We start from the raw sequence: 24371 nt of genomic DNA, 5'->3' as shown, positions 1-24371 counted from the left end.
ATTCAAGATGTGGCGTTGTCGCACAGCTTGCAAGCCCAGCATGAGGCGACCTGGAGGGCCAGCGGGCACGGCAGCTTTGAATTTGGGGGACCTTCCTAGAGAAGGCCGAGATCGGCAAGCTCGCGCCTGAGTTTCGGCGGCATCTCGACCAATCCCGCTTTACCCTTGCCGAGATCGGCCGGTGCGTCTGACGGTTTCAGGTAGCGCCAGCCTTGAAAGGCGCGGCGCGGCTGCCATTCGGTGCGCACCACCGCGGGATCGAGCATCAGATGACAGCGGCCGATGCCCTCGTCATCGGTGAAAGGACGGATTTCCGTGATCAACTGGCGGCATTGCACATTACCCTTGATCACCCAGTAGAGGGAACCGCCATCGGTGACCTCGGCGCCGCGCGTCGGCATCATGCGGGTGGTGTGGTAATGCTCGACCGGTTCACCGGCGCGCCGCCGTTCGTCGAGGCGGAAGGCAATCCACTCTTCGAGATCTTCAACGCTGTCGCAGCCGACGCAGAGCTTTATGAGATTAAGAGACATGAATTAAGGTTTAGTCCGGCGTGCGAAGGCGTCAACGGCCTGGTCGACTTTCTCCACAGTGCCAGTCTTCGCAGTGCTGTTCTCCACAGTGCTGTTCTCCACAGTTCCAATCCCCAGTGCAAAGTTTGGCTCAGCATTCCACGATATTGACGGCCAGTCCGCCGAGGCTGGTTTCCTTGTATTTCTCGTTCATGTCGAGGCCGGTCTGGCGCATGGTCTCGATCGCGGCATCGAGCGGCACGAAATGAACGCCGTCGCCCTTGATGGCCAGCGAAGCAGCAGTCACCGCCTTGACGGCGCCGAGTGCGTTACGCTCGATGCAAGGCACCTGCACCAGCCCGCCGACCGGATCGCAGGTCATGCCGAGATGATGTTCAAGCGCGATCTCGGCGGCGTTCTCGACCTGCTCGGGCGTGCCGCCCATCACGGCGCACAGCCCCGCTGCCGCCATCGCCGAGGCCGAACCGACCTCGCCCTGGCAGCCGACTTCGGCGCCCGAGATCGAAGCGTTGGTCTTGATGATGCCGCCGATCGCTGCCGCGGTCAGCAGGAAATCGCGGATGCTTGGCTGGTCGGCCTCGGGATGGAAATGCAGCCAGTAGCGCAGCACCGCGGGCAGCGTGCCTGCAGCACCATTGGTCGGCGCGGTGACGACGCGCCCGCCGGCGGCGTTCTCCTCATTCACCGCCATGGCATAGATCGACAGCCAGTCGTTGGCGAGCAGCGGATTGGGCCGGTTCTGCCGCCACTGTTCCTGCAGCTTGTCATGCAATTGCCGCGCGCGTCGGCGCACCTTCAGCCCGCCCGGCATGATGCCGTCCTGCGACAGGCCACGCTCGATGCAGCTCTTCATGGCGCTCCAGATGCCGTCGAGGCCGGCGTCGAGTTCCTCGCGCGGCATCTGCGTCTCTTCGTTGACGCGCTTCATGTCGGCGATGGAAAGGCCGCTTTTCGCCGCCATCGACAGCATCTCGACGGCGTTCTTGAAGGGGTATGGAACCTTCTTGCCTTCCGTCGTCACCGAGCCCTTCACCTTCATCCGCTGCAGCTCCTCCTCGGAAACCACGAAGCCGCCGCCGATCGAATAATAGATGCGTTTGAGCAGCAGGCGGTCGTCGGCATCATAGGCGAAAAAAGCCATGCCGTTGGCGTGGCCGGAAAGCGGCGTCTTGCGATCCAGCACCAGATCCGTCGCCGGGTCGAAGCGATAGGAGGGATGGCCGGGCGGCGAAATCCGCTTGTCGGCGGCGATACGGTCGACGATGTTGTCCGCCTGATCGGGGTCCACCGTCTGCGGCGTCTGGCCGGCAAGCCCGAGCACGACGGCGCGATCGGAACCATGGCCGATGCCGGTATAGGCAAGCGAGCCGTGCAGGCTGGCGGCGATGCGGTCGACCTTGGCGCCGGCCGGGCGTGGCCAGTCATCTCCCGCGACCTCGTCGAGAAAACGCCGCGCAGCTGTCATCGGTCCCATCGTGTGCGAACTCGATGGTCCAATGCCGATCTTGAACAGGTCGAAAACCGAAAGGAACACGCGCCGCTGTCTCCTACTGGAATTTACATATAGGAATTCCTGTGATGTTTCCGCTCTTTCGAAGATCGCGGCGCTGCACCTGCCGACCTTGTTTGCTCCGGCAGCGACATCGTTGCGTTCCGCCAATCGAAGCGGCGCCACCGCTTGTGATAAAAGGGTCGCATGGGCGATTCCTTTCATTTGTCGACGGCCGACCTCGTGGCGCTGGCCTTCTTCCTTTTCGTATGGGTGCTGCATACGCTCGCATCCGACGGGAAGCTGGTCAGCCGCATGTCGCTGACGACAGCGATGAACGTCCAGCGCGAAGCCTGGATGCGGACCATGGCCGAACGCGAGATCCGCATCGTCGACACCGCCATTATGGCAGGTCTTCAACAGGGAACCGCCTTCTTCGCCTCCAGTTCGCTGATTGCGATCGGCGGCTGTTTTGCCTTGGTCGGCGCCTCCGATCAGGTTGTTTCGATGCTGAGCGATCTACCGCTCGGCGCGACATCATCCCGCTCCGCCTTTCAGATGAAGGTGCTCGGATTGGTGCTGATCCTTGCCTATTCCTTTTTCAAGTTCGGCTGGGCCTACCGGCTGTTCAACTACTGCTCGATTCTGATCGGAGCTGTGCCGATTCCGCATGGCGAGGCTTCACGTAACCCAGTTAGCGAGACGGCGGTATGGCGTGCCGCGCGCATGAACATGCTGGCCGGGAAACACTTCAATTCCGGCCTTCGCGGCGTGTTTTTCTCGATCGGTTATCTCGGCTGGTTCGTCGACCCAAAAGTGTTCGTGCTGTCGACGCTGCTTTTGCTGGCGGTCCTGGTGCGTCGCCAGTTCTTCTCGGCGGCGCGGCAAGCCGTGATCGGTCAGCCGCCCGAGCCAACACCCGGTCCGGGGAAGAGCCGATCGATGCGGCCCGACAGCCAGTAGGCGACGAGCCCGATCCATTCACGGATTGCGGTGGTGGTGACCTCCAACCCGCTATAAGGGAAGAACGCACCGATGCTTTCCTTGCCAGTGGTCATGTAGTCGACCGGCCACGGAATGGTCGGAAAGCCGGCCTTGTCGAACAGCGCCGTGGCGCGTGGCATGTGGAAGGCTGATGTCACCAGCAACCAGGTCTCACCCGGTTTTGGCGTCACCAGTTCCCTGGTGAAGACTGCATTCTCGTAAGTGTTGCGGGATTTGTTCTCGAGGACCAGCCGATCGGCCGTCACGCCAAGCGCAGTGAGCAGACGCGGCCCCGTATCTGCATCGCCCTCACCTTCGGCGAGCATCTGGACGGTGCCACCGGAGATAACGATTTTCGCTGTCGGAAAACGCCGTGCCAGTACGGCCGCCTCGACGATCCGGTCGCCGGCGCCATTCAATTCATAGCCGCCACGCACGGCATTGGTGGCGCCCTCCAAACCGCCGCCCAGCACAATGATACCGTCCACCTTTTCTGGCAACGGCGGCCTGGGGAAGCGTTGCTCCAGCGGAATGAGCATCATTGCCCCGAGCGAGGTCAATGTCGAAAGCGCTAAAATGACGAGGGCAAGGAAGCTGCCGGCGGTCGCCAATCGTTGCCACCCGAACCTCGACGCCAACAGCCCAGCCAGCAGCAGGAAGATCGCAACATTCAACGGCTGGACAAAGAACCAGAGAAATTTGGAAAGATAGAAGAACATCCCTCACCCTCACCGCATCGGCCCAAAGATCGGTACCGATTTTAAGAAAGCACGATGCGTAGATTCAAAGTGTTAGAGTGTCCTTTGTGCGTCCAAGTGGATGCACGTCGCTCTAACGCATGCCGCCCAAAACCGCGTAGCAGTGTTGGGGCAACGACATTCATAAGCCAGGACTAAAGTGCCTCGCATCATTCAAATGCGACGCCTTGGATTAGAAACGATCCTACCACCACTTTTCCGGCTGGAACGTACCCGCCGCCTGTTCGATGACATGGGCGGTCTGGAACAAAGTTTCCTCGTCGAAGGGCCGGCCGATGAGCTGCAGGCCGAGCGGAAGGCCCTTGGCGTCAAGCCCCGCGGGTACGGCGATGCCTGGCAGTCCGGCCATGTTCACGGTCACCGTAAAGATGTCATTGAGGTACATCTTGACCGGGTCGGCGGCCATGTCCTCGTCGGCGATGCCGAAGGCCGCCGACGGCGTTGCCGGTGTCAGGATGACATCGACGCCGGCCGTGAATGCATTTTCGAAATCCCGCTTGATGAGATTCCGCACCTTCTGCGCCTGCAGATAGTAGGCGTCGTAGTAGCCTGCGGAGAGCACATAGGTGCCGATCATGATGCGGCGCTTGACCTCGCGGCCGAAGCCGGCGGCGCGGGTCTTCTCGTACATGTCGACGATGTCCTTGCCCGGCACGCGCAGACCGTAGCGGACGCCGTCATAGCGGGCGAGGTTTGAAGAGGCTTCGGCGGGCGCGACGATGTAATAAGCCGGCAGCGCATATTTGGTATGCGGAAGCGAAATATCGACGATCTCGGCGCCGGCATCTTTCAGCCAGGCAATGCCTTTCTGCCACAGCGCCTCGATCTCGTCGGGCATGCCCTCGACGCGGTATTCCTTGGGGATGCCGACCTTCATGCCCTTGATCGGCTTGCCGATCGCCGCCTCGTAATCCGGCACCGGCCGGTCGACCGAGGTGGTGTCCCTCGGATCGACCGAGGCCATCGATTTCAAGAGAATCGCGGCGTCGCGCACATCGCGGGCGATCGGTCCGGCCTGGTCGAGCGACGAAGCGAAGGCGACGATACCCCAGCGCGAGCAGCGGCCGTAGGTCGGCTTGATGCCGACCGTGCCGGTGAAGGCGGCGGGCTGGCGGATCGAACCGCCGGTGTCGGTGGCGGTGGCGCCGGCACATAGGAGCGCTGAAACGGCGGAGGCCGAGCCGCCTGACGAACCGCCCGGCACCAGCCGGGCATTGTCCAGCGTGCGCGCGGTCCTGGTGCCGCCGGCCGAGACGAAACCGCCATCGCCCTGATGCGTGGTTGGCATCACCACCGTGTCGAGGCGCGAACGCCGCCACGGATTGACGACGGGGCCGTAGTGGGAGGTCTCGTTGGACGAGCCCATGGCGAACTCGTCCATGTTGAGCTTGCCGAGCATCACGGCGCCGTCGGCCCACAGATTGGCAGTGACAGTCGATTCGTAATGCGGCTTGAACCCATCCAGCACATGGCTGCAGGCCTGGGTGTGGATGCCTTCGGTGCCGAACAGGTCCTTGATCCCGAGCGGTATGCCTTCGAGCGTCCCGCCCTCGCCCTTCGCCAGCTTCGCGTCCGAGGCCTTGGCCATGTCGCGCGCCTTGTCGTCGGTAACGACGACATAGGCGTTGAGCGTCGGATTGGCCCGCTCGATCGCCTGGAGATAGGCTTCGGTGATCTCGGTTGCGGTGATTTCCTTGGCGCGCAGCTTGGTGCGGGCCTGCGAAATCGTCAGGTGGGTCAGGTCGCTCATCAGGCAAGGCTCTTTTCGTAAAACACCGACCACTCGGTATCGGGATAGTCCAGCACCGGGCCGCAGCGCGAAAATCCGGCGCCTTCATAGACGGCCCACGCTGCCGGATGGCGGTCGCCGGTTTCCAGCACCAAACGCTTCAGCCCTTCATTGCGCGCCAGCGCTTCGATCCGCTCGACGATCCTGGCGCCGATCTTCTGTCCACGATGCGAAGGCCGCGTGTACATGCGCTTGATCTCGCCGACGGCGCCATCGTGGCGCTTCAGCGCGCCGCAACCGACGGCAAGGCCGTTGTCGCGAGCGATGAAGACAGTTGTGTCGTTGTCGGCCATCTGTTCGACGGTCATGTGATAGCAGTGCTCCGGCGGCGTCAGCTGCAGCAGCGTGGCGTTGAGCGCCTTAACCAGCCCGCGCACATCGTCCTGCAGCGGCGTCTCGATGGCGATCTCGATTGCCATCGGCCCGCTACTCCACGACCTTCGGAACGAGGAAGAAATTCTCTTCGGTGGCCGGTGCGTTGGCGACGATGTCGGCCGCCTTGCTGCCGTCGGTGACGACGTCCGGGCGCTTCTTCATTTCCATCGGAATCACCGAAGTCATCGGCTCGACGCCGGAAACATCGACCTCGTTCAACTGCTCGACAAAGCCCAGAATGGCGTTCAACTCGCCGGTCATGCGCTCGGCATCCTCCTCGCTCACCGCAATGCGGGCGAGACGCGCGACGCGCTTCACAGTCTGATGATCAACGGACATGTTTGTGCGTGCCTCGGAAAAATCAGTTCGCGCTATAGCGGCGCGGCGCGTGCCGCGCAACATGCATCGTGCTGAGAACCGGCCCAGAAGGTCTTTGGCAGGCCACGCCGTCGCAGCTGAGATAGCTGCCGCCTTGGGCATCCTCTACAACGCAATCGTCCCACCGATCTCCGGCAACGCCACCTTCACGCCGGATCCGTCCAACCCCGCGACAAACTTGTCGGCGGTCTGGTCGATGATCGGGAACGTGCCGAAGTGACTGGGAATGACCGTCTCGAACTGAAAGAAGCGGCGGCAGGCAAGGGCTGCCACCGCGCCACCCATGGTAAAGCGGTCGCCGATCGGAACGATGCCGATCTTCGGCTCATGTAATTCGTTGATCAGCGCCATGTCGGAAAAGATGTCGGTGTCGCCCATGTGATAGAGCGTCTTGTCTTCCGGAAAATGCAGGACGAGGCCGCCTGGATTGCCGAGATAGGTGTTCAGGCCATTGTCACCCGGGAACGACGATGAATGCAGCGCCTGGACGAAGGTGGTGGTGAAACCGCCGCAATCCACGGTGCCGCCGATATTGCCGGGATTGATCTTCTTGTCGCTGGCGCCCCTGCCGACCAGATACATGCAGACCTCGAAATTGGCGACCAGCATAGCGCCGCTTTTCCCAAGCACTTCGAGCGCACCGCTGATGTGATCGCTATGGCCATGGGTCAAAAGAACATGCGTGACCCCTTCCGCCGGTCCTTCCCAGCCGCTCGTCCATGACGGATTGCCGATCAGATAGGGATCGATGAGGATTTTCGCGTCGGTGGTTTCGATGCAGAATGCGGAATGTCCGTACCAGGTCAGTTTCATGAATACCTTCCTCGATTTTTGCTTCGCCAAAGGATAGAACGCCGGCAGTGAAATTAAAGTCCCACAGCATCCCTTCGCGGCGTGTGGTCCAAGGAAGGCCGTTGAGCATCATCACCATCGAAGAGTTGCCGGCGCGGCTCAGCGGCGGCAAGACGCTGGCCGGGCTCGACCTCGGCGACAAGACCATCGGCGTGGCGGTTTCCGACAGGGGCTTTGCCTTCGCCCATCCGCGTCCGGTCATCATGCGCAGGAAATTCTCGCTGGATGCAGCTGTGCTGCTCGCCTTGCTGCAGAAAGAGAACGTCGGCGCCGTGGTGCTCGGCCTGCCGATCCACATGGACGGGTCGGAAGGCCCGCGCGCCCAGAAATCCCGCGCCTTCGCCCGCAACATGGCTGGTGTGACCGACCTGCCCTTCGTTTTGTGGGACGAGCGACTGTCGACGGTGGCGGCTGAGCGGACGTTGATCGAGATGGATTTTTCGCGCCGCAAACGCGCCGGCAAGATCGATTCGGCCGCGGCGGCCTTTATTCTGCAGGGCGTTCTCGACCGGCTTCAGGCGCTCGGCGTCGATGCCTGGCCGAAATAGCGGTCGCGCATTATCCTGATCCAACCGCCGATCACCCGGCGGCGGCGGAACGCCCAAAATGCCATGAGCAGCAGACTGTCGAAGATGCAGGCCTTTGCCACCATGCCGGGAATGAGCGCCGGATCAATGCCGAGCATCTCCCCATAAAGCTGGAAGACGAGGTCATGCAATTGGCGGCTCAGCATGACATAACCGAAATTGATGTCGTTGAGCGACAGGAAGAACCAGCCCCAGAACAGGGCGAGCGGGGCCGCCCATAACGCGAACAAGGTACGCATCAGCGGCCATCCCTCAAGTTCGTGTCCGGCCTCAAGTTCGTGTCCAGCCGGCCGGAAATGCGCGAGAGCGCCGAGTTGTGCGCCGCCGCCTTCGCCATCACATGCGCGGCGGCACGGATTTCACCGGTGCCCGGAACCGCTGCGGCAAGGGCCGACCGCCGCTCTGCGAGCATGGCGACATAGGAAGCCAGCAGCGCCGCCAGTTGCACCGCGACAACCATGAACAGCCCGTTGATGCCCTGCGCGGCGCCGCCGACGACAATCAGCGACAATACGCCGGAGGCGGAGATGAAGGCGACCCGCACGACGCTGTCGGTGGCGTCCGGATTTGTCGGATCGCTAAACAGAGTCCCGACAAAGGCCCAGCAGAACAGCACCGCTACGACCAGCAGCGCTACAGCAAGCGGTGCCACGACAACGGCGTTTTCGAGGTCGGCGAAGCGGGTGTTCTGGACGGCGACGCCGAGCACGCCAAGCGCTGCCGCAACACCGCGATTCCCGTCGATGCAGAGGAACGCCAGCAGGGCGAAAACGACCGCCCAGTGCAAGGCCAGAAAGGAGCTCAATATATGCCGCATGGCGTTCCTGCTTCCGTAAACAGGACAGTGGGCTTTGCAGCCCGCCACCGCAATGGAAACCATTTGTTAAGGTTAACGGACGTCCGCAGGAGCACGACAGCGCCGGTCGTGGCGCTTTACATGCCGGCAATGCCTGCTATGGCACAGTCTCCCTCCGAGACGCTTCCATGCAAGCCACGTTCGAAAGCATTCTGCCGATCTTCCTGCTTATCCTGTGCGGGAATATTCTTCGGCGCGTCGATGTGATCGATCCGGCGGGCTGGCACGGCATCGACCAGTTGGGCTACTGGTTCTTCTATCCGACACTGATTCTCGTGACGATCGTAAACGCCGATTTCACCGGCCTGCAGCTGGATGCCATGATGCTGGCGCTGGCAATCACCGTGCCGCTGATGTTTGTATTCGTGCTGTCATTGTGGCCGTTTCTGCGCAAGGCCGGTCTTGCCGGAGCGGCCGAATTCTCGTCGATTTTCCAAACGTCGATCCGCTGGAACGGTTTCATGGCGCTGGCCATTGCCCAGAAACTGTTTCCGCCCGCCGGCATGGCTGTCGTCGCGCTGGTGATGGCGATCATCATCCTGCCGATCAATCTTGTGACGGTTTTCGTGGTTACACGCTTCGCCGACAGGACGGCCAACTGGCCGACGCTGATCCGCCGCATGGCGACCAATCCAATGGTGATCGCGGCTGCCGGCGGTCTTCTGCTGCGCGCGCTGCCCTTCGAACTTTTTGCGCCGGTCAACAAGACGCTTCAGCTGATCGGCCAGGCCGCGCTTGGGCTTGGCCTCGTCGGCATTGGTGCGGGCCTGAGGCTCGACAGCCTGGTCAAGCCCAGGATCGCTATCCTCGTCCCGGTTGCGGTCAAGCTGGTGGTGTTTCCGGCGCTGCTGCTGGCCATTTCGCTCCTGCTTGGCGTCACCGGCGAGGAATTGCTGTTTCTCATCCTGTGCGGCGCCGTGCCGACCGCCATGAACGGTTATGTGCTGGCCAAGCAGATGGGCGGCGACGCCGAGCTTTACGCTACGGTTACGACGCTGCAGACGCTTGCTTCCTTCGCGACCATTCCGGTTGTACTGCTATTGGCGGCTCAGTTCGTCGGCGGATAGAGCGTGTCGATGATCATGCGCGCGTCATGGCGCGAATCGAGCATGCCATAGGTGTTGCGCCACTGGCCGGCGAGGCGCGTCTCGACGAAGGCGTCGGCGATCCGCCCTGCCCCCAGCCTGCGAAGCTCCGCCGCAGCCGCCGACAGCGCCAGTTGCTCGGTGAGCAGGCGGGCCGAGCCCTCGTCGGTTGCCGCGACCTGCATTGCCGCCTTGAGTACACCGACGGTGCCGCGTCCGCCAGCGCCGAGATCGCGATCGATGCCGGCCAGCACCTCCTCGAACAGGCCGGGTGCACGCCCCAGCACGCGCAGCACGTCGAGCGCCATGACGTTGCCGGATCCCTCCCAGATCGCGTTGACCGGAGCTTCGCGATAGTAGCGGGCGAGCGGCGCCTCCTCGACATAGCCATTGCCGCCGAGGCACTCCATCGCTTCGTAGAGCAGCGATGGTGCGATCTTGCAGACCCAGTACTTTACGACCGGCGTCATGGCGCGAGCGAAGGCCGCCTCGCCGCGGTCGCCGGCCGCTTCGTCGAAGGAGCGCGCCAGCCGGAACGACAGCGCGGTGGCCGCGGCGACGTCGAGCGCCATGTCGGCCAGCACGCGCTGCATCAGCGGCTGCTCGATCAGATTGGTTCCAAACACCTGGCGGTGACGGGTGTGGTGGACGGCCTCGGCCAGGCCGGCACGCATGATCGCCGAAGAGGCGATCGCGCAATCGAGCCGGGTCAGCGTCACCATGTCCATGATCGTTTTCACGCCCGCCCCGGGCTCGCCGACCATCTCGCCGATGGCGTTGACGAACTCCACTTCGGACGAGGCGTTGGAGCGGTTGCCGAGCTTGTCCTTCAGCCGCTGGAAGCGGAAGCCGTTGCTCGAACCATCGCCGAGAATGCGGGGAACGAGAAAGCACGAAAGTCCTTCCGGCGCCTGTCCAAGCACCAGGAACGCATCCGACATCGGCGCTGACATGAACCATTTGTGGCCGGTCAGCCGATAGAAGCTGCTGCCGGCCCGCTCGGCCCTGGTGATGTTGGCGCGGACATCGGTGCCGCCCTGCTTCTCGGTCATGCCCATGCCGAGCGTCAGCCCGGTCTTTTCGACCGGCGGCTTTTGGCTCTGGTCGTATTTGCGTGTCGTCACCCGCGGCGCCCATTCGCGAAACAGTTTCGGGCTTGCCATCAGCGCTGCCAGCGATGCGCTGGTCATGGTGATGGGACAGAGATGCCCGGTTTCGAGCTCGGCCGTCAGGTAGAAACGCGCGGCGCGCACCTGATGACGGCGGCCGATCTCGGCATCGCCATTTTCCCAGACCGACGAATGCAGCCCGTGCGCCACCGACCGGCGCATCAATGCGTGATAGGCTGGATGAAACTCGACCAGATCGATGCGCCGGCCCCGCCGGTCATGGGTCCTGAGCTTCGGCGTCTCGACATTGGCCAGGCGAGCCAATTCCTGCGCCTCCTGCGTCAGCACGAAACGGCCAAGCCCATCGAGATCTTTGCGCACCGGATCGGAAAAACGCTCGGCAAGCTGGATCAGCAACGGATCGCCCCGCCAGGCGTTGCCGCCTGCCAGCGGAGGCGGCTGGTTCGTCACGTCGTCGGTCACGCACTGTCCTTATCATCACAAGGCCACGAATCCGAAGCCAGTAGCGGTTTATAGCCCAAGCCGCGCAACGCGCGCGACGAAAATACCGGGGAGAAAGACCGCAATCCAAAGCTGGTGCTTGCAGCCAAAGGTCCTCCACCCTATAGCAGCGCCTTGAGATGACCGACGCCTCGTCCCTGCCACTCTATCCTCACCGCCATCTTCTGGGCATCCGCGATCTTTCCCCCGCCGACATTGAGCTTTTGCTGGACAAGGCGGACCGGGCGGTCGCGATCTCGCGGCAGTCGGAGAAGAAGACCACGACGCTGCGCGGCCGCACCCAGATCAACCTCTTTTACGAAGCCTCGACCCGCACGCAGTCGTCGTTCGAGCTGGCCGGAAAACGGCTAGGCGCCGACGTCATGAACATGTCGGTGGCGAGCTCTTCGGTGAAGAAGGGCGAGACGCTGATCGACACGGCGATGACGCTGAACGCCATGCGCCCGGACATATTGATCATCCGCCACCAGTCGGCGGGTGCCGCCGCACTGCTGGCGCAAAAGGTCGGCTGCTCGGTGATCAATGCCGGCGACGGCGCCCATGAGCACCCGACGCAGGCGCTGCTCGACGCGCTGACCATCCGCCGCGCCAGGGGCCCGCTGTCGAAGCTGATCGTGGCGATCTGTGGCGACATCCTGCATTCGCGCGTGGCGCGTTCCAACATCATGCTGCTCAACGCGCTCGGCGCTCAGGTCCGCGTCGTGGCGCCGTCGACGCTTCTGCCCGCCGGCATCGAGAAAATGGGCGTAGTCGTCACCCGTTCGATGGCCGAAGGGCTCAAGGAGGCGGATGTGGTGATGATGCTGCGGCTGCAGCGCGAGCGGATGGAAGGCGCCTTCGTGCCTTCGGTGCGCGAATATTTCCATTATTTCGGGCTGGATGCCGAGAAGCTGAAAGCGGCCAAGGACGGCGCTCTGGTCATGCATCCCGGCCCGATGAACCGCGGCGTCGAGATTGCCTCGGAAATCGCCGACGGTCCGCAGAGCGTCATCCAGGAACAGGTGGAGATGGGTGTTGCCGTGCGCATGGCGGTGATGGAAGCGCTGCTCGATCCTCGCCGCAATCGCGAGGTTGCCTGATGAGCACAACGGTCTTCAGCCGGGCCCGCATCATCGATCCGTCGCGCGGCATTGACGAGGTCGGCACTGTCATTGTCGAGGGCCGCAAGATCGTCGCTGCCGGCAAGTCGGCCTTGAACCAGGGCGCTCCGCAAGATGCTACCGTCATCGACTGCGCCGGAAAAGCAATCATCCCGGGCCTGATCGATGCGCGCGTCTTCATCGGCGAGCCGGGCGGCGAGCACCGCGAAACCATCGCTTCGGCCAGCTTGGCGGCGGCGGCGGGCGGCGTCACTTCCATCGTCATGATGCCCGACACCGACCCGGTGATCGACAATGTCGCGCTGGTCGAATTCGTGCTGCGCACTGCCAAGGATACGGCCATCGTCAACATCTTTCCGGCGGCGGCGATCACCAAGGGCCTCGAGGGCCGCGAGATGACCGAATTCGGCCTGCTGCGCGAGGCCGGCGCGGTCGCCTTCACCGACGGGCGGCACACCATATCAAGCGCACTGGTGATGCGCCGCGCGCTGACCTATGCGCGCGATTTCGGCGGCGTGATCGCGCATGAAACCCAAGACGCCGACCTCGCCTCATCAGGCGTCATGAACGAAGGCCTCTATGCCAGCTGGCTCGGCCTCGCCGGCATTCCGCGCGAGGCCGAGTCCATTCCGCTGGAGCGTGACCTTGCGCTGGCGCGGCTGACCGGCGGCGCCTATCACGCGGCCAAGATCTCGACGGCCATGGCGGCAAACGCGGTAACGCGGGCGAAGGCCGACGGCGCGAATGTCACATCAGGCGTGTCGATCCACAATCTGTCGCTTAACGAGAACGATGTCGGCGAATACCGCACCTTCTTCCGGCTGACGCCGCCATTGCGCGCCGAGGAAGACCGGCTGGCGATGATCGAGGCGGTCAAGGACGGCACGATCGACATCATAGTCTCCTCGCACGACCCGCAGGACGTCGACACCAAGCGCCTGCCTTTCGCCGACGCCGCGGCCGGCGCCATCGGGCTGGAAACGCTGCTGGGTGCAGCGCTGCGGCTTTATCACAATGGCGACGTGACGCTGCTTAGATTGGTCGAGACCTTGTCCACCGCGCCGGCAAGACTGCTCGGCCTGCCCGGCGGCACGCTGAAGCCAGGCGCGATCGCCGATCTTGCGCTGGTCGATCTCGACGAGCCATGGATCGTCAGCGAAAGCGGTATCCGTTCGCGCTCGAAAAACACCTGTTTCGAAGGCGCGCGGCTGCAGGGCAAGGTCTTGCAAACGATGATGGCGGGCCGCACAGTGTTTTCAGCCTAATGCATGTCGCGCAAAAGTGTGCAGCGGTTTTGCGATAACGACATGCATGAAACAGTAACCTAAAGCGCGTCGCTGAGGCCGGTCAAACGCGACGCGCTTTAGGGCATATCTGGGGGGAACAATGGCTTACGGCATCGTCTTGGCGCTAGTGTTCGGCTATCTGCTCGGCTCGATCCCGTTCGGGCTCCTGATCACCCGTGCCGCCGGTCTTGGCGACGTCCGCAATATCGGCTCCGGCAATATCGGCGCCACCAATGTGCTGCGAACCGGCAACAAGGGCCTTGCCGCCGCCACGCTGCTGCTCGACGCGCTGAAAGGCACGGCGGCCGTGCTGATCGCCGGTCGCTTTGCACCGGAGCTCGGGCCCTGGGCCGGCCTCGGCGCCTTTTTCGGCCATCTCTTTCCGGTCTGGCTCGGTTTCAAGGGCGGCAAGGGGGTCGCCACCTATCTCGGCGTGCTGATTGCATTGGCCTGGCAGGTGGCACTGATCTTCGCCGTCGTCTGGCTGGCCGTCGCTTTCTTTTTCCGCTATTCCTCGCTGGCGGCGCTGACGGCAGCAGTCGTCGTGCCGATCGCGCTCTATGTCCTCAGCACGCCTGAGATTGCCGGGCTGTTCGCGCTGATGAGCCTGATCGTCATCATAAAACACCGCGCCAACATCGCGCGGCTGCTGGCCGGCACCGAGGGCAAGATCGGAGCCAGGGAGTGAGCCAGCGCGCCGCCGGGCCGCGGCTCAGCGACCGGCAGCGGTTGAGCTGGCTTCGTTTGATCCGCACGCCGAATGTCGGCCCGGCCACCTTTCGCGACCTGATCAACCGTTTCGGCTCGGCCGAGACGGCGCTCGAGATGCTGCCCGAGCTGATGATTTCGGGAGGCGCCAGAAAGATCGTCCGCATCCCGTCGATTGCGGAGGCCGAGGCGGAAGTGGAGACAGCCCGGCGGGCCGGCGCCCGCTTCGTCGGCATCGGCGAAGCCGACTATCCACCGCTGATGAAAAGCATGGACCATCCGCCGCCGCTGCTCGCGGTCAAGGGCGAAGGCGCGGTGTTCCGGCTGCCGGCGGTTGCCATCGTCGGCGCCCGCAACGCCTCGCTGGCCGGCATCAAGATGGCGCGAACGCTCGCCGCCGAACTCGGCCGCGACGGCTATAGCATTGTCTCCGGTCTGGCGCGCGGCATCGACACGGCAGCACATCAGGGCAGCCTTGCGACCGGCACGATCGGCGTGCTGGCCGGCGGCCTCGACCTGCCCTACCCGCCCGAGAATGCCGAACTCTGTAACGAGATTGCCGAGCGCGGCGGCGCCATCATTTCGGAAATGCCGTTCGGCTGGGAGCCGCGCCCCCAGGATTTTCCACGCCGCAACCGCCTTGTCGCCGGTGCAGCATTGGGGCTGGTCGTGGTCGAGGCCGCGCAACGCTCCGGCTCGCTGATCAGCGCCAGGCTTGCCGGCGAGATGGGCCGGCTGGTCTTCGCCGTCCCCGGCTCGCCGCTCGATCCGCGCGCTGCCGGCACCAACGCCTTGCTCAAGGACGGCGCCACCCTGGTCACCGAAGCCTCGGACATTACCGGTGCGATCGCGCCGCTGGTCGGCGCACTGGCACCAAGGACGCCGCCGCTCGAAGAGCCCCCCGACTTTTCGGCAACACCGCCGCCCGGCGAGGACGACCGCGCCCGCGTCATCGAAGCGCTCGGCCCGACGCCGGTGGCGGTCGACGAAATCATCCGCCACACCGGCCTGCATCCCGCCCAGGTTTTCATGGTGCTGCTGGAACTCGACCTCGCCGGCCGGCTGGAACGCCACGCCGGCGGAAACGTCTCGCTGGTGTGATCGAAGTGTTCCGGATCTCTCAGCACACGATTCTTGGGAGAACCTGCCCCGATGCTCGCCGCCTCTTGCCGGTCGCGTTTGTCGTGGCAGTAATCCGCTGATAAGCCTAAGCAACTGAATCTTAACGTGAAACAATGGTGAGCGCGCAGGGATTCGAACCCTGGACCTACTGATTAAAAGTCAGTTGCTCTACCGGCTGAGCTACGCGCTCCCGCGGGCTCAGAATGCCGCCCTCGAAATTGCGCGGAACATAGGGAGAGTGCTTCGACCGGTCAACCGGAAAAGTGGGCACGTAAGCCGGGCTTTTCGCGATCTCATGGCGCCTCGCAAAACGTCTCGACAAGGTCGGAGTTGCTGTCTCGCACAAAAACCGAGACGCGTTACAAATCAGCAGCTTGCTATTTTTTGCGGAACAATTGCGCAACCTGCCCGTTTTTGTGGCTACAAGGGACGACGCTTTCAAGGAGAAGATGATGAACAGGATCATGTCGGGCTTGCTGGCGACCGCGCTGTCAGCGTCATTCGCTGTAGCGGAGATCGTGCCCGTCAACGCCCAGCCCATTTACGTGCCGCTAGGTCAGAACGTCTCGTCGGATGTCCAGACCGTCGACCACAGGCGTTGGAGGCGTTTCGACGGCGATCGCGATTTTTCACGCCGCGATTTCCGTCGCGACTTCCGCCGCGGCGACTTCCGCCGTGATTTCCGTCGCGAATTCCGCCGTGATTTCCGTCGCGATTTTGCCCGTCGCGATTTTTCCCGCCGCGATTTTCGTCGCTTCGCCGGTGACGATTTCAGGTATTGGCGCGGCTATCGCGGCTATCGCTATTATCGCCCCGGCTATCGTCGCTACAACGACTACTGGTTCCCGCTGGCTGCCTTCGCCACTGGCGCGCTGATCACCGGCGCGATCATCAACAACCAGTACCGCCCCGTCTATCGAGGCGGTTCACACGTGGAGTGGTGCTACAGCCGCTACAGATCCTACCGGGCGTATGACAACACGTATCAGCCTTACTACGGCCCCCGCCGGCAGTGCATCTCGCCCTATTGATACGCCGGGCAGAGTTGAACAAAGATTGTTGAAGAGCCTGCGCCGGCACCGGCGCAGGCTTGTTTGGTGCGCGAATCTAAATCGTGCTCAGTGTCCGGCGCACAGCATGGCGCCAACCCGCCAGCTTTGCGGAACGGACCAACGCATCCATGTCCGGTCGAAACCGCCGTTCGAGCGCCCAGCTCTTGGCGAATTCCCTTGTCTTCGGCCAGACGCCGGCCTTCGAGCCGGCCAGCCATGCCGCGCCGAGCGCCGTCGTCTCCAGGATGGTCGGCCGGTCGACCGGCGCATCGAGGATGTCGGCAAGCCGCTGCATCGTCCAGTCCGACGCCACCATGCCGCCATCGACCCTGAGAACGGTCTTCGCTGACGCGCTCTTCCAGTCCCTGCGCATCGCGTCGAGCAGGTCGCGCGTCTGGAACGCAACGGATTCGAGTGCGGCACGGGCAAATTCCGCCGGGCCCGAATTGCGGGTCAGCCCGAAGATGGCGCCGCGCGCCTCGGCGTCCCAGTGCGGCGCGCCAAGCCCGACGAAAGCCGGCACCAGGTAGACTTGTTGGGTCGGGTCGGCGCTCGCCGCCAGCACGCCGCTCTGCTCGGCCTTGCCGATCACCTTGATGCCGTCGCGCAGCCATTGCACGGCAGCACCTGCGATGAAGATCGACCCTTCCAGCGCATAGGTGGTCTTGCCGTTCAGCCTGTAAGCAATGGTCGTCAACAGACGGTTCTTCGAGCGCACCAGATCGCTGCCGGTGTTGAGCAGTGCGAAGCATCCGGTGCCATAGGTTGATTTCATCATGCCCGGCTCGAAACAGGCCTGGCCGATGGCTGCCGCGTGCTGGTCGCCAGCCACACCGAGGATTTTTATCTCCGAGCCAAATAGACTTTTCTCGGTGATTCCATAATCGTCGGCGCAATCTTTCACCTGCGGCAGCATTCTTCCCGGTATGCCGAGAATGGCCAGAAGCTCGTCGTCCCATTCGTTCTTTTCGATGTTGTAGACCAGCGTTCGCGAGGCGTTGGTGGCATCGGTGGCGTGAACCTTGCCGCCGGTCAGCCGCCAGATCAGAAAGCTGTCGATGGTGCCGGCCAGCAATTCGCCGTTCTCGGCGCGTTTTCTGGCGCCCTTCACCTTGTCCAGCATCCAGGCGATCTTGGTGCCGGAGAAATAGGGATCGAGCAGCAGGCCGGTCTTTCTGGTGAACGTCTTCTCCAGCCCCTGCTTCTTCAATTTCTGGCACAGCGGCGCGGTGCGGCGGTCCTGCCAGACGATCGCGTTATGGATCGGCGTGCCGGTCGCCCTGTCCCAGATGACGACGGTCTCGCGCTGGTTGGTGATACCGATCGCCGCGACATCCGACGCATCGCGGCCGGCGCTGTTCAGCGCAGCCTTCACCGTCGCCACGACACTCGACCAGATTTCCTCCGGATCGTGCTCGACCCAGCCGGAGGCCGGATAATGCTGGGTGAATTCCTTCTGCCCGCTGCCCACGACCTTCATTTCACCGTCGAACAGGATCGCCCGGCTCGATGTCGTCCCCTGGTCGATTGCTAGGATAAAGCCACTCATTCCATTCCCTCGGCCCCGCTCCCTTGGCGCAAACAGGGGAGACGGCAATTTGCCGCCTCCCCCGATTGTTGCGATGCGGGCGCGAACGCCCGGATCGATGCTCAGTTGCTCCAGCTCTTGACCAGCTCGTCGTAGTTGATGGTCTGCGCCTTGTCCTTCTCCGGCTCGATCTTCAGCTGCGGCGCGAGATTGCCCTTGGCGACGGCGTCGGCATTCCACTCTTCGAGGGTCTTTTCCTCGGCGAGCTTCGGTCCGATGTCGCCCTGCACGCCCGCGCGCTCAAGGCGCTCGAGCACCTTTTCCTGCTCGGCGCAGAGCGAGTCCATCGCCTCCTGCGGGGTTTTGGCACCCGACGAGGCATCGCCGATCGCCTGCCACCAAAGCTGTGCCAGCTTCGGGTAGTCAGGGACGTTCGTACCCGTCGGCGACCACTGGACTCGGGCCGGCGAGCGGTAGAACTCGATCAGGCCACCGAGCTTCGGGGCGCGGTCCGTGAAGCTTTTGTGCTGGATCGTGCTCTCGCGGATCAGCGTCAGGCCGACATGGCTTTTCTTCACGTCGACTGTCTTCGAGGTGACGAACTGCGCGTAGAGCCAGGCTGCCTTGGCGCGGTCGTCAGGCGTCGACTTGAGGAGCGTCCACGAACCCACGTCCTGGTAGCCGAGCTTCATGCCGTCCTTCCAGTAGACGCCGTGCGGCGACGGAGCGAAGCGCCATTTCGGCGTACCGTCCTCGTTGACGACGGGAAGGCCGTCCTTCACCATGTCGGCGGTGAAGGCCGTGTACATGAACATCTGCTGGGCAATTTCGCCCTGCGCCGGAACCGGTCCGGATTCAGAGAAGGTCATGCCCTGGGCCGCGGCGGGAGCGTAAGCCTTCATCCAGTCGAGATATTTCTGGATGGAGTAGACCGCCGCCGGACCGTTGGTGTCGCCGCCTCGAGCCACGCACGAACCGACGGGCCGCGACTTCTCGTCGACCTTGATGCCCCATTCATCGACCGGAAGTCCGTTCGGCAGCCCCTTGTCGCCATTGCCGGCCATCGAAAGCCAGGCATCGGTGAAGCGCCAGCCGAGCGACGGGTCCTTCTTGCCGTAGTCCATATGGCCGTAGACCTTCTTGCCGTCGATCTCGCGGCCGGTGAAGAATTCGGCGATGTCCTCATAGGCCGACCAGTTGACGGGAACGCCGAGGTCGTAGCCGTACTTCGCCTTGAAGTCCGCCTTGTTCTTCTCGTCGTTGAACCAGTCATAGCGGAACCAGTAGAGGTTCGCGAACTGCTGGTCGGGCAGCTGATAAAGGTCGCCGTCCGGAGCCGTGGTGAACTTGGTGCCGATGAAATCGGCGAGATCGAGGTTCGGGTTGGTAACGTCCTTGCCCTCGTTCGCCATCCAGTCGGTCAGGCTGCGCGCCTGCTGGTAGCGCCAGTGGGTGCCGATCAGGTCGGAGTCGTTGACATAGGCGTCGTAGACGTTTTCGCCCGATTGCATCTGCGTCTGCAGCTTTTCGACGACATCGCCTTCGCCGATCAGATCATGGGTGATCTTGATGCCGGTTATGTCGGCGAACGCCTTGGCCAGCGTCTTCGATTCATATTCGTGCGTCGTGATGGTTTCCGAGACGACCTTGATGTCCATGCCCGCAAAGGGTTTCGCGGCATCGATGAACCACTGCATCTCGGCTTCCTGGGCAGCGCGATCGAGCGTCGACATGTCCTTGATCTCGGCGTCGAGAAACGCCTTGGCCTCATCCATTCCGGCATAGGCGTTGCCTGCCCCGAGCAACAGGACAAGCGCAGTCGTCGATGTCAAAAATTGCCGTCTCATGTATTTCCTCCACTGTTTCAGTTTCAAGTGCGATCGGAGCAGCCGCCGGCACGCGGGCGCTCCAACAGTTTCCCCCTCTATACGTAGCGGAACACGCCGATGGCGTAGACCACGGAGAGAGCGAGAGCCCACCACAGGTTGGGTCCGACAAGACCCAGCCAAGCGAGATGGATAAAGGCGCTGCCAAGCAGCGATAGGAAGAGACGGTCGCCACGCGTCGTCTCGAACCGCAGCACGCCAACCCGGGGATTGCCGCCTGGCGAAACGTACTCCCAGATCGCCATGCCGCAGAGCAGCGCCAGGATCGTGATGAAAAAGACCGCCGTCGGCAGCGTCCATGCCATCCAGGTGAGATTCATGTCACACCCTCCCCAGGGCAAAGCCCTTGGCGATGGTGTTGCGCACGAACTCTTGCGTTCGTTCCATCATACCCTCCCCAGGGCGAAGCCCTTGGCGATGTAGTTGCGTACGAACCAGATCACGAGCGCGCCCGGAAGGATGGTGAGCACGCCGGCTGCAGCCAGCACGCCCCAGTCGAGGCCCGAGGCCGAGACCGTGCGCGTCATGATGGCGGCGATCGGCTTGGCGGCGGTCGTGGTCAACGTCCGCGCGATCAGCAGCTCCACCCACGAGAACATGAAGCAGAAGAAGGCCGCGACACCAACTCCGCTCGCGATCAGCGGCATGAATATCTTGAGGAAGAAGCGCGGGAAGGAATAGCCGTCGATATAGGCGGTTTCGTCGATTTCCTTCGGCACGCCCGACATGAAGCCTTCGAGAATCCAGACCGCCAGCGGCACGTTGAACAGGCAGTGCGCGAGCGCCACCGCGATGTGCGTGTCGATCAAGCCGAAAGCCGAATAGAGCTGGAAGAACGGCAGTGCGAACACCGCCGGCGGCGCCATGCGGTTGGTCAAGAGCCAGAAAAACAGGTGCTTGTCGCCGAGAAAACGGTAGCGCGAGAAGGCATATGCTGCTGGAAGCGCCACTGCGACGGAAATCACCGTGTTCATAACCACATAGATGATCGAGTTGATGTAACCTTTGTACCAGGACGGGTCGGTGAAGATCACCATGTAGTTGGCGATCGTCGGGTTTCTCGGCCACAGCGAGAAGGCGCCGAGGATCTCCTGGTTGGTCTTGAAGCTCATGTTGACCAGCCAGTAGATCGGCAGCATCAGGAAGATGATGTAGATCGTTGGCACCAGCCACCAGAACCGCGACTCCTCGCCCCGCCGCCGCATCTTGCGTGCCAGCGTGGCGTTCGCCGTCTGCGCTTCCGCTGTAGCGGGGGTTTGCCGCATCAGCGTTCGTTCGTTGGCCGTGGTTTCGTCGAGGTGTGCCATTTCACCGCTCCGCGTCGTAGGCTGTCATGACGGTGTAGAACACCCAGGACAGGAGCATGATAATCAGGAAATAGACGATCGACATGGCCGCCGCCTCACCGAGGTTGAACTCTCCGATGGCCAGCTTCACCAGATCGATCGACAAGAAAGTGGTGGTGTTGCCGGGCCCGCCGCCGGTGACGACGAACGGCTCGGTGTAGATCATGAAACTGTCCATGAAGCGCAGCAGAACCGCGATCAGCAGCACACGGTTCATCTTGGGCAACTGGATATAGCGGAAGATCGCCCAGCGCGACGCCCCGTCGATCTTCGCCGCCTGGTAATAGGCGTCGGGGATCGAGACCAACCCTGCGTAGCAGAGCAGGACCACCAGGCTCGTCCAGTGCCAGACGTCCATGACGATGACGGTGACCCAGGCGTCGAACGGGTCGTTGACGTAGTTGTAGTCGAAGCCGAGCGACCGCAGCGAATATCCGAGTAGACCGATGTCGACGCGGCCGAACACCTGCCAGATCGTGCCGACGACGTTCCACGGGATGAGCAGCGGCAACGCCATCAGCACCAGGCAGACCGGAACGCCCCAGCCCTTCTTCGGCATGTTGAGCGCAATGAAGATGCCGAGCGGGATCTCGATGATGAGGATGATGGCCGAGAACACCAGGTTGCGGCCCATCGCTTCCCAAAAACGGTCGGAATGCAGGATTTCTTCGAACCATTCCGAGCCCGCCCAGAAGAAGACGTTGTTGCCGAAAGTGTCTTGCACCGAATAATTCACGACCGTCATCAGCGGGATGATCGCCGAGAAAGCCACCAGCAAGAGCACCGGCAGCACCATGAACCAAGCCTTGTTGTTCCAGGTCCTTTCCATGCTCAGCCTCCGATCTCGACGCGCCAGGAATCGGCATAGATGTTGATGCCGGCCGGGTCGAAAGCGATCTTCGGATCGGCCGGAATGTCCTCGTCCTCGCCGACGATCGCCGCTATGTCGCGGCCTTCGAAACTGGCGCGCACCACCTTGTGGCGGCCGATATCCTCGACCTTCCGGATTGAAACCGGCATGCCGCTAGCGCCAAGCCTGACATATTCGGGCCGGATGCCGAGTTCGATCACGCCTGAGGTTCCAGCCTTTGGCGCGCCAGGCAATTCGATTGTCTGGCTGCCGAGCCGCGCATTCCTGCCTTCGACCGCGACCGGCATGACGTTCATGCCCGGCGAGCCGATGAAATAGCCGACGAATGTGTGCTTGGGACGCTCGAACAGTTCGGCTGGAGAGCCGATCTGCACGATCTCGCCCTCATACATGACGACGACGTTTTCGGCGAAGGTGAGCGCCTCGGTCTGGTCGTGCGTGACATAGACCATGGTGAAACCGAAGCGCCTGTGCAGCTGCTTCAACTGCGAGCGCAGCACCCACTTCATGTGCGGGTCGATTACGGTCAGCGGTTCGTCGAACAGGATCGCGTTGACATCGGAGCGCACCAGCCCGCGTCCGAGCGAGATCTTCTGCTTCTGGTCGGCGGTCAGCCCCCTCGCCTTTCTTTTGGCCATATCGGCCAACCCCGTCATTTCTAGCGTTTCGCGCACCTTGCGGTCGACGTCGGGTTCTGGAACGCCGCGGTTGCGCAGCGGGAAGGCCAGATTATCGTAGACGGTCATGGTGTCGTAGATGACCGGGAACTGGAACACCTGCGCGATGTTGCGCTCCTGCGTCGACAGATTGGTCACGTCCTTGCCGTCGAACAGAAGCTCGCCATGCGAGGGGTACAACAGGCCGGAAATGATGTTGAGCAGCGTGGTCTTGCCGCAGCCCGACGGCCCCAGCAGCGCATAGGCGCCGCCATCCTCGAAGGCGTGATGCACCTCCTTCAGCGCATAGTCCTTGTCCGACTTCGGATGCGGCCCGTACGCGTGGCGGATGTGGTTGCAGTCGATGCGCGCCATGTGCCCTCCTCCCTCAAGCCGCCAGCATCTGTGGCGGCGCGGCCGAGCGGCCGTTCGCGTCGAACACCATGATGTGCCGCGGGTCGATGAACACCTCGATGGTCTGGTCCGGTTCGAACACCAGGATGCCGTGCTCCAGCATCACCCAGCGGACGTCGGCGAAATCGAGATGCACAAAGCTTTCAGAACCGGTGATTTCGGTGACCGACACCTTGGCTCTCACCGGAACCGCCGACGGGCTCGGCCGGGCAAGAGAGAGATGGTGAGGCTGGAAGCCGATCGTGTAGCTCGTATCGGCAATACCGGCGAGTTCAGCCGGCACCGGGAGGTTCACCCCACCATCAAGAAGGAAGCTCGAACCGCTCTTCTTCAGCACGATCGTGTTGAGCGGCGGATCGGCGAATGTCTTGGCCGTGACGAGGTCGTTCGGCCTGCGGAAGACCTCGATCGTCGGGCCGAACTGAGTGATGCGGCCTTCGGAAAGCGTCGCCGTGTTGCCGCCGAGCAGCAAGGCTTCGTGCGGCTCCGTAGTGGCGTAGACGAAAATGGTGCCGGTCGCCGCGAAGATTTTCGGCAATTCAGCGCGCAACTCCTCGCGCAGCTTGTAGTCGAGGTTGGCGAGCGGCTCATCGAGCAGCACGAGGCTGGCGTTCTTGACGATAGCGCGCGCCAGCGCGGTGCGCTGCTGCTGGCCACCGGAGAGGCTGAGCGGCGTGCGGTCGAGATAGGGCGTCAGCTTGAGAAGGGCTGCCGCACTGCGCACCTCCTTGTCGATCTTTGCCCGCTCAGTCCCGGCCACCCTCAGCGGCGAGGCGATGTTCTCGTAGACGGTCATCGCCGGATAATTGATGAACTGCTGGTAGACCATGGCGACGTTGCGCTTCTGCACCGGGATGCCGGTGACATCCTTGCCATCGAACCAGACCGAGCCGGATGTCGGCACATCAAGGCCGGCCATCAGCCGCATCAGGCTGGTCTTGCCGGAAAGCGTCGGCCCGAGAAGGACATTGAGCGAGCCGTGCTGAAGCGTCAGCGACACGTCGCGTATATGCTCCGTCGCCCCGACCGTCTTCGTCACGTTTCTCAGTTCCAGCATGATGCCTCCTCCCAGGCTTTCTGCATGA

Annotated in this window: 25 protein-coding genes and 1 tRNA gene; 8 read left to right on the top strand and 18 right to left on the bottom strand. The window is 62.7% G+C overall.

Translation table 11 applies throughout. The features are described from left to right. Positions 1-95: 95 nt before the first annotated feature. Positions 96-533, bottom strand: coding sequence for a DUF1489 family protein (locus ACWTU8_RS08250; RefSeq protein WP_254020132.1), 438 nt, complete (start codon positions 531-533; stop codon positions 96-98). A 130-nt stretch (positions 534-663) separates the two neighbouring features. Continuing rightward, positions 664-2067 (bottom strand): L-serine ammonia-lyase, encoded by a 1404-nt coding sequence (locus ACWTU8_RS08245; protein WP_455847733.1) that lies wholly within the window; start codon positions 2065-2067, stop codon positions 664-666. A 162-nt stretch (positions 2068-2229) separates the two neighbouring features. On the opposite strand from ACWTU8_RS08245, the gene ACWTU8_RS08240 reads away from it, so the two are divergent. Next, complete coding sequence (locus ACWTU8_RS08240) at positions 2230-2985, top strand: DUF599 domain-containing protein (RefSeq protein ID WP_455847732.1); 756 nt, start codon at positions 2230-2232, stop codon at positions 2983-2985. Here ACWTU8_RS08240 and ACWTU8_RS08235 read toward each other — a convergent pair. The 5 genes from ACWTU8_RS08235 to ACWTU8_RS08215 all read right to left on the bottom strand — a co-directional run bounded on the left by ACWTU8_RS08235 (position 2922) and on the right by ACWTU8_RS08215 (position 7119). Further along, entirely contained in the window at positions 2922-3725 is an 804-nt protein-coding gene (locus ACWTU8_RS08235) for a YdcF family protein (RefSeq protein WP_455847731.1), read from the bottom strand. The two genes, ACWTU8_RS08240 and ACWTU8_RS08235, sit on opposite strands and share 64 nt — an antisense overlap. A 223-nt stretch (positions 3726-3948) precedes the next feature. Beyond that, positions 3949-5514, bottom strand: coding sequence for an amidase (locus ACWTU8_RS08230; RefSeq protein WP_455847730.1), 1566 nt, complete (start codon positions 5512-5514; stop codon positions 3949-3951). Further along, complete coding sequence (locus ACWTU8_RS08225) at positions 5514-5972, bottom strand: GNAT family N-acetyltransferase (RefSeq protein WP_455847729.1); 459 nt, start codon at positions 5970-5972, stop codon at positions 5514-5516. Before ACWTU8_RS08225 ends, ACWTU8_RS08230 begins: the two co-directional genes overlap by 1 nt. A 7-nt stretch (positions 5973-5979) precedes the next feature. Further along, complete coding sequence (gatC, locus tag ACWTU8_RS08220; protein WP_455847728.1) at positions 5980-6267, bottom strand: Asp-tRNA(Asn)/Glu-tRNA(Gln) amidotransferase subunit GatC; 288 nt, start codon at positions 6265-6267, stop codon at positions 5980-5982. Positions 6268-6411: 144 nt separating this feature from the next. After that, on the bottom strand, positions 6412-7119 hold the full coding sequence (locus ACWTU8_RS08215) for a metal-dependent hydrolase (protein ID WP_455847727.1): 708 nt from the start codon (positions 7117-7119) through the stop codon (positions 6412-6414). Positions 7120-7220: 101 nt separating this feature from the next. On the opposite strand from ACWTU8_RS08215, the gene ruvX reads away from it, so the two are divergent. Next, positions 7221-7706 carry a Holliday junction resolvase RuvX gene (gene ruvX, locus ACWTU8_RS08210; RefSeq protein WP_455847726.1) on the top strand — a complete coding sequence of 162 codons (486 nt, stop codon included), beginning with the start codon at positions 7221-7223 and terminating at the stop codon, positions 7704-7706. Here ruvX and ACWTU8_RS08205 read toward each other — a convergent pair. Both ACWTU8_RS08205 and ACWTU8_RS08200 read right to left on the bottom strand, forming a co-directional pair. Continuing rightward, the gene (locus tag ACWTU8_RS08205) at positions 7673-7984 is read right to left on the bottom strand and encodes a DUF6105 family protein (protein ID WP_127314907.1); all 312 of its coding nucleotides are present in this window, start codon (positions 7982-7984) and stop codon (positions 7673-7675) included. The two genes, ruvX and ACWTU8_RS08205, sit on opposite strands and share 34 nt — an antisense overlap. Then, positions 7984-8562 (bottom strand): hypothetical protein, encoded by a 579-nt coding sequence (locus ACWTU8_RS08200; protein WP_455847725.1) that lies wholly within the window; start codon positions 8560-8562, stop codon positions 7984-7986. The genes ACWTU8_RS08205 and ACWTU8_RS08200 overlap by 1 nt, the downstream gene beginning before the upstream one ends. 167 nt (positions 8563-8729) lie before the next feature. Between ACWTU8_RS08200 and ACWTU8_RS08195 the strand changes: the two genes are divergently transcribed. Further along, the gene (locus tag ACWTU8_RS08195) at positions 8730-9668 is read left to right on the top strand and encodes an AEC family transporter (protein WP_029352826.1); all 939 of its coding nucleotides are present in this window, start codon (positions 8730-8732) and stop codon (positions 9666-9668) included. On the opposite strand, the gene ACWTU8_RS08190 is transcribed toward ACWTU8_RS08195, so the two are convergent. Beyond that, entirely contained in the window at positions 9650-11278 is a 1629-nt protein-coding gene (locus ACWTU8_RS08190) for a DNA alkylation response protein (RefSeq protein ID WP_455847724.1), read from the bottom strand. The genes ACWTU8_RS08195 and ACWTU8_RS08190 overlap by 19 nt on opposite strands. Positions 11279-11436: 158 nt before the next feature. Between ACWTU8_RS08190 and ACWTU8_RS08185 the strand changes: the two genes are divergently transcribed. The 4 genes from ACWTU8_RS08185 to dprA all read left to right on the top strand — a co-directional run bounded on the left by ACWTU8_RS08185 (position 11437) and on the right by dprA (position 15512). After that, positions 11437-12396: an aspartate carbamoyltransferase catalytic subunit gene (locus ACWTU8_RS08185; RefSeq protein ID WP_455847723.1), complete on the top strand. Its 960-nt coding sequence runs from the start codon at positions 11437-11439 to the stop codon at positions 12394-12396. Next, complete coding sequence (locus tag ACWTU8_RS08180) at positions 12396-13682, top strand: dihydroorotase (RefSeq protein WP_455847722.1); 1287 nt, start codon at positions 12396-12398, stop codon at positions 13680-13682. The genes ACWTU8_RS08185 and ACWTU8_RS08180 overlap by 1 nt, the downstream gene beginning before the upstream one ends. Positions 13683-13803: 121 nt before the next feature. Further along, positions 13804-14391, top strand: coding sequence for a glycerol-3-phosphate 1-O-acyltransferase PlsY (plsY, locus tag ACWTU8_RS08175; protein WP_455847721.1), 588 nt, complete (start codon positions 13804-13806; stop codon positions 14389-14391). Then, positions 14388-15512 carry a DNA-processing protein DprA gene (gene dprA / locus ACWTU8_RS08170; protein ID WP_455847720.1) on the top strand — a complete coding sequence of 375 codons (1125 nt, stop codon included), beginning with the start codon at positions 14388-14390 and terminating at the stop codon, positions 15510-15512. The genes plsY and dprA overlap by 4 nt, the downstream gene beginning before the upstream one ends. Before the next feature lie 135 nt (positions 15513-15647). Here dprA and ACWTU8_RS08165 read toward each other — a convergent pair. Beyond that, positions 15648-15723 (bottom strand) — tRNA-Lys (locus ACWTU8_RS08165). 262 nt (positions 15724-15985) lie between these two features. On the opposite strand from ACWTU8_RS08165, the gene ACWTU8_RS08160 reads away from it, so the two are divergent. Continuing rightward, on the top strand, positions 15986-16564 hold the full coding sequence (locus ACWTU8_RS08160) for a BA14K family protein (protein ID WP_455848411.1): 579 nt from the start codon (positions 15986-15988) through the stop codon (positions 16562-16564). Positions 16565-16640: 76 nt separating this feature from the next. On the opposite strand, the gene glpK is transcribed toward ACWTU8_RS08160, so the two are convergent. The 7 genes from glpK to ACWTU8_RS08125 form a co-directional block, all read right to left on the bottom strand. After that, positions 16641-18134 (bottom strand): glycerol kinase GlpK, encoded by a 1494-nt coding sequence (gene glpK, locus ACWTU8_RS08155; protein ID WP_455847719.1) that lies wholly within the window; start codon positions 18132-18134, stop codon positions 16641-16643. 101 nt (positions 18135-18235) lie between these two features. Beyond that, positions 18236-19960, bottom strand: coding sequence for an ABC transporter substrate-binding protein (locus ACWTU8_RS08150; protein WP_455847718.1), 1725 nt, complete (start codon positions 19958-19960; stop codon positions 18236-18238). Between the two features lie 77 nt (positions 19961-20037). Then, positions 20038-20319 (bottom strand): DUF2160 domain-containing protein, encoded by a 282-nt coding sequence (locus tag ACWTU8_RS08145; protein WP_077384043.1) that lies wholly within the window; start codon positions 20317-20319, stop codon positions 20038-20040. A gap of 66 nt (positions 20320-20385) precedes the next feature. After that, a complete protein-coding gene (locus ACWTU8_RS08140; protein WP_455848410.1) occupies positions 20386-21264 on the bottom strand; it encodes a carbohydrate ABC transporter permease in 879 nt (292 codons plus the stop codon). A 43-nt stretch (positions 21265-21307) separates the two neighbouring features. Beyond that, positions 21308-22174 carry a carbohydrate ABC transporter permease gene (locus ACWTU8_RS08135; protein WP_287339069.1) on the bottom strand — a complete coding sequence of 289 codons (867 nt, stop codon included), beginning with the start codon at positions 22172-22174 and terminating at the stop codon, positions 21308-21310. 2 nt (positions 22175-22176) lie between these two features. Next, on the bottom strand, positions 22177-23247 hold the full coding sequence (locus ACWTU8_RS08130) for an ABC transporter ATP-binding protein (protein WP_455847717.1): 1071 nt from the start codon (positions 23245-23247) through the stop codon (positions 22177-22179). A gap of 13 nt (positions 23248-23260) precedes the next feature. Next, on the bottom strand, positions 23261-24343 hold the full coding sequence (locus ACWTU8_RS08125) for an ABC transporter ATP-binding protein (RefSeq protein WP_455847716.1): 1083 nt from the start codon (positions 24341-24343) through the stop codon (positions 23261-23263). Between the last annotated feature and the right edge of the window lie 28 nt (positions 24344-24371).

The sequence above is a fragment of the Mesorhizobium sp. BHbdii genome, from assembly GCF_053848045.1.
This window is presented reverse-complemented; position numbering and strand designations above follow the sequence as displayed.

What these genes read in the sequence shown, in the direction of transcription:
- glpK (WP_455847719.1), bottom strand. Translation starts at nt 18,134, where the DNA reads ATGAGTGGCTTTATCCTAGCAATCGACCAGGGGACGACATCGAGCCGG.
- ACWTU8_RS08215 (WP_455847727.1), bottom strand. Translation starts at nt 7,119, where the DNA reads ATGAAACTGACCTGGTACGGACATTCCGCATTCTGCATCGAAACCACC.
- ACWTU8_RS08225 (WP_455847729.1), bottom strand. Translation starts at nt 5,972, where the DNA reads ATGGCAATCGAGATCGCCATCGAGACGCCGCTGCAGGACGATGTGCGC.
- ACWTU8_RS08150 (WP_455847718.1), bottom strand. Translation starts at nt 19,960, where the DNA reads ATGAGACGGCAATTTTTGACATCGACGACTGCGCTTGTCCTGTTGCTC.
- ACWTU8_RS08140 (WP_455848410.1), bottom strand. Translation starts at nt 21,264, where the DNA reads ATGCGGCAAACCCCCGCTACAGCGGAAGCGCAGACGGCGAACGCCACG.
- ACWTU8_RS08130 (WP_455847717.1), bottom strand. Translation starts at nt 23,247, where the DNA reads ATGGCGCGCATCGACTGCAACCACATCCGCCACGCGTACGGGCCGCAT.
- ACWTU8_RS08180 (WP_455847722.1), top strand. Translation starts at nt 12,396, where the DNA reads ATGAGCACAACGGTCTTCAGCCGGGCCCGCATCATCGATCCGTCGCGC.
- ACWTU8_RS08235 (WP_455847731.1), bottom strand. Translation starts at nt 3,725, where the DNA reads ATGTTCTTCTATCTTTCCAAATTTCTCTGGTTCTTTGTCCAGCCGTTG.
- ACWTU8_RS08185 (WP_455847723.1), top strand. Translation starts at nt 11,437, where the DNA reads ATGACCGACGCCTCGTCCCTGCCACTCTATCCTCACCGCCATCTTCTG.
- ACWTU8_RS08125 (WP_455847716.1), bottom strand. Translation starts at nt 24,343, where the DNA reads ATGCTGGAACTGAGAAACGTGACGAAGACGGTCGGGGCGACGGAGCAT.
- ACWTU8_RS08205 (WP_127314907.1), bottom strand. Translation starts at nt 7,984, where the DNA reads ATGCGTACCTTGTTCGCGTTATGGGCGGCCCCGCTCGCCCTGTTCTGG.
- ACWTU8_RS08135 (WP_287339069.1), bottom strand. Translation starts at nt 22,174, where the DNA reads ATGGAAAGGACCTGGAACAACAAGGCTTGGTTCATGGTGCTGCCGGTG.
- ACWTU8_RS08240 (WP_455847732.1), top strand. Translation starts at nt 2,230, where the DNA reads ATGGGCGATTCCTTTCATTTGTCGACGGCCGACCTCGTGGCGCTGGCC.
- plsY (WP_455847721.1), top strand. Translation starts at nt 13,804, where the DNA reads ATGGCTTACGGCATCGTCTTGGCGCTAGTGTTCGGCTATCTGCTCGGC.
- ACWTU8_RS08195 (WP_029352826.1), top strand. Translation starts at nt 8,730, where the DNA reads ATGCAAGCCACGTTCGAAAGCATTCTGCCGATCTTCCTGCTTATCCTG.
- ACWTU8_RS08145 (WP_077384043.1), bottom strand. Translation starts at nt 20,319, where the DNA reads ATGAATCTCACCTGGATGGCATGGACGCTGCCGACGGCGGTCTTTTTC.
- ACWTU8_RS08200 (WP_455847725.1), bottom strand. Translation starts at nt 8,562, where the DNA reads ATGCGGCATATATTGAGCTCCTTTCTGGCCTTGCACTGGGCGGTCGTT.
- ACWTU8_RS08250 (WP_254020132.1), bottom strand. Translation starts at nt 533, where the DNA reads ATGTCTCTTAATCTCATAAAGCTCTGCGTCGGCTGCGACAGCGTTGAA.
- gatC (WP_455847728.1), bottom strand. Translation starts at nt 6,267, where the DNA reads ATGTCCGTTGATCATCAGACTGTGAAGCGCGTCGCGCGTCTCGCCCGC.
- ACWTU8_RS08160 (WP_455848411.1), top strand. Translation starts at nt 15,986, where the DNA reads ATGAACAGGATCATGTCGGGCTTGCTGGCGACCGCGCTGTCAGCGTCA.
- ACWTU8_RS08230 (WP_455847730.1), bottom strand. Translation starts at nt 5,514, where the DNA reads ATGAGCGACCTGACCCACCTGACGATTTCGCAGGCCCGCACCAAGCTG.